General features: G+C 71.0%; 3 protein-coding genes and 1 pseudogene. All 4 read right to left on the minus strand.

Annotated features, from left to right (window positions below; translation table 11 throughout):
- A partial coding sequence (locus ACTHMS_RS11095) for a diguanylate cyclase domain-containing protein (protein ID WP_440306723.1) occupies nucleotides 1-1,282 on the minus strand: 1,282 nt, incomplete at its 3' end.
- Nucleotides 1,283-1,313: 31 nt separating this feature from the next.
- Nucleotides 1,314-1,769, minus strand: coding sequence for a prepilin peptidase (locus tag ACTHMS_RS11100; RefSeq protein WP_440306724.1), 456 nt, complete (start codon nucleotides 1,767-1,769; stop codon nucleotides 1,314-1,316).
- A 26-nt stretch (nucleotides 1,770-1,795) separates the two neighbouring features.
- A complete protein-coding gene (locus ACTHMS_RS11105) occupies nucleotides 1,796-2,308 on the minus strand; it encodes a hypothetical protein (RefSeq protein ID WP_440306725.1) in 513 nt (170 codons plus the stop codon).
- A gap of 101 nt (nucleotides 2,309-2,409) precedes the next feature.
- A pseudogene (locus tag ACTHMS_RS11110) lies at nucleotides 2,410-3,209 on the minus strand (hypothetical protein); the annotation flags it as partial.

The raw sequence follows: 3,209 nt of genomic DNA on the forward strand, positions 1-3,209 counted from the left end.
CGATGCTCGCCGTGATGGGCAGCCCGGGCGGCAGCTCGTCGTACGGCTCGGCGACGGCGGCCCGGATGCGGTCCGCCAGCGCGGCCCCGTCGACGCTGTCGACGGCGGCGACGGCGATGAACTCGTCGCCTCCGAAGCGTCCGAGCACGTCGGTCTCACGGATCGTGCGCCGCAGCCGCAACCCGATCTCGCGCAGCAGCGCGTCACCGGCCGCGTGGCCGAGCAGGTCGTTCACGGCCTTGAACCCGTCGAGGTCGATGAAGAGCAGGGCGACGACGACGCCGGTGCGGCGCGCGCGGTGCAGCGCCGACTCGGTGGCGCGCAGGGCCGCGGCGCGGTTCGGCAGGCCGGTGAGCACGTCGTGCCGGGCCTGGTGCAGCAGCTGCTGCTCGAGCGCGTCGCGCTCGCGGTGCGTGGCGACGAGGCGCCGCACGGTGACGACGAGCCGCGCGAGCACGAGGCCGATGACGACGGCCGAGCCGGCGACGAGGAGCCCCATGTCGGCGGTGTCGCCGGCGAGCGCGTGAACGGCGACGATCGCCGGGCCGGTGGGCAGCGCGAGGCCCAGCGCGACGATGCGGCCGCGCGACAGTTCGGTGCGGGGAAGCCGCTCGGCGACGAGCACGGTAAGGGACGGGTGCAGCACAGCCGCGGCGCACGCCAGGCCGAAGGCGAGGCGGGCCACACCGATCGCCCCGGCGCTCGGGTCGGCCCACTGGTCGAGGACGGTGGTGGCCGAGTCGGCGGCGACGAGGCAGGCGAGCCCGGCCAGCAGGATCGTCAGCGCCGCCGGACGCGCCGGTGTCTGGAGCACCAGCCGCACGACCATGGCGGCGACGACTGCGGCGGCTGCCGGCAGCGCGATGCGCAGCAGGGGGATGTCCGCCTCGAGCGCCGGGCGGGCGAACACCGCCCACCAGAGCAGTGCGAGCGCCGCGCCGACGGCGAGGTTGTCGAGCGAGTCGACCACGTCGTACCCGCCGCGACGTTGGTGCACGATCGCCGCGAGCGCCGCGGCGGCGGCCAGGTAGCCGGTGAGGCGGAGCGCGGCGCCGGCCGGTTGCGTCCCGAGGGCGTCGCTGCAGGCCCAGACGACCTGGACGCCCGCGAGCAGCTGCCACGGGCGGCGGTGCGCGGGCGGCAGGCCCCTGGTGCCCTGCCGCACCGCGGCGATCGCTGCGGCGGCGACGGCGGCGTGACCGAGCGCGGGGTCGACCAGGAACGCGAGGGCCACCAACAGCCCGCCGAGCACCGACTGCAGGGCGCTCAGGCGGAGGGTCACGCCCCCGGATCGGCCGAACTGAGGCGCTGGTTTAGATCGACTTCCAAAGGATCGCGGCGAGGTACAGCACGGCGGTGGCAATGGTCGTCAATGCCAGGAATTTCGGGGGCGGACGGTGTCCGTCGACGAGCATCAGCGCGGCCGAGACGACCAGCGCGACGAGTGCGAGCGTGCCCGGGATCAACGCGCGTTCAGACGCGCTGAGCAGGATCGCGACGGCGACCGCGAACAGCGCGCCAGTGGCCGCCTCGACGAGCGGATAGCGCGGGCTGATCGGCGTCTTGCAGTCGTAGCAGCGCCCACGCAGCATCAGCCAGCCGAACACCGGGATGTTGTGCCGCTCGCGGATCTGGTGCTCGCACACGGGGCAGCGCGACGGCGGGCTGACGACGGACAGGCCCGCCGGCACCCGGTAGATGACGACGTTGAGGAACGACCCGATCGCGAGCCCGAAGATGCCCGCAACGACGGACCAGACCGCGACCATGCCGTCGTTTGTACGCTCTCGCCGGGCTACGCCGCGGCGAGGCTCGCGAACGTCGGCATGACCTCGACCGCGTTCATGCGGGTCATGAGCCGCGCGATGTCGGCGTCGATGCGCGCACCCGGCGCCCCGAAGGCGTGCAGGACGGTGCCGTCGATGGCGATGACCTGGATCTCCCAGCCGGCCATGTCGCCGACGTGCCACGTGCGCGCCGTCGAGCGGCGGTCGCTGCCCGCGGTGAAGACGGTCTTGCCCTGCGAGAGCACGCGGATGAGCACGACGTCGGCCGCAGCGATGTCGTAGGCGATGACGCCGTTGGACGCGTGCAGGCGCAGCACGCTGGTCGGCGCGCTCAGCGGTGCGACCCGCGGCGTCATGCCGGTGGTGACGGACAACGGCTTGCCCTCACCGATGCGTCCGGTGAGGACGAGGGCACCGAGGCTGCCCGTCTCCTTGATGGCCGGCTTGTGCGCTTTCCGTGTGCACACGCCGACGACCGCGACGAGCGCAGCGGTGACGAGGACGAGCGAGGCGATGAACATGGCGGGCTCCTGCCGTGCCGAAGGCGACCCCCGCCACCACGCAACTTTACGCCGACCTCACGTCGTCGTCCAGCAATTCAGCCACCGGATCGCGCGTCGACTCACCCTGTTGTGAGCGTCAGGCCGCCCGCGGAGCCACTGATCGTGATGCTGCTGACAATGAACTGCTTGCACGTGATCGAGAGATTGCCGTTGGACGCGTAGTCCTCGTCCGGTGCATAGATGATGCCCGCATTGGCGGTTCCTGGACCGCTGATGCTCGGGTTGCCGGTGATGCTCATCGAGGTTGTGTCGCCGTGCGCTTGGAAGATCGACATGCCGCTATAGGTGCCGGAGGACATGGGTGAGATCTTGATGCTGTTCCCGCCACCCATCGAGATGGTGCTGTTGTTGTCGAAGTACAGCAGCACGCCGCCACTGCTCACCATTGATGAGGTACCGGCGAGCGAGATGCCGCCGTGGAAGATGTAGATGCCGGGCTGCAGCGTGCAGACGGTGTTGCCGCCGATCGACAGCGTGTTCGCGTAGACACCGGGGGAGACGGTGTTGCCGGAGCAGTTGTAGTTGGTCTGCGTGACCGTCGAGGAAGGAGCCGGCAGCCCGTAGTAGGGGTCGGCAACCGTACCGCTGTTGGGATACCAGTTGGTCGGACATACCCGGTCGGGGCAGTCGCCTGTCGCATAGATCGGCGCGTCAGGCGGCGACAGGGGCCGGTTGCTGCCCGCGAAGTCGCCCCCGCCGTTCGTCGCGATGCCGGCACCGGAGGGGAGCGTGATGCTCGAGTTTCCCGACCGGTCGATGCTGATGCCCCCGCCGAGAGCGATGATCGGAAAGCCTGAGGCCGGCGGTACGAAGGGTGTGGGGACAGCAGTCGGTGCCGGCGCGTAGACGTTCCGGAAGG

The organism is Jatrophihabitans sp., assembly GCF_051960575.1.
Lineage (GTDB): Bacteria > Actinomycetota > Actinomycetes > Mycobacteriales > Jatrophihabitantaceae > JBQCEE01.

What these genes read in the sequence shown, in the direction of transcription:
- ACTHMS_RS11105 (WP_440306725.1), bottom strand. Translation starts at nt 2,308, where the DNA reads ATGTTCATCGCCTCGCTCGTCCTCGTCACCGCTGCGCTCGTCGCGGTC.
- ACTHMS_RS11100 (WP_440306724.1), bottom strand. Translation starts at nt 1,769, where the DNA reads ATGGTCGCGGTCTGGTCCGTCGTTGCGGGCATCTTCGGGCTCGCGATC.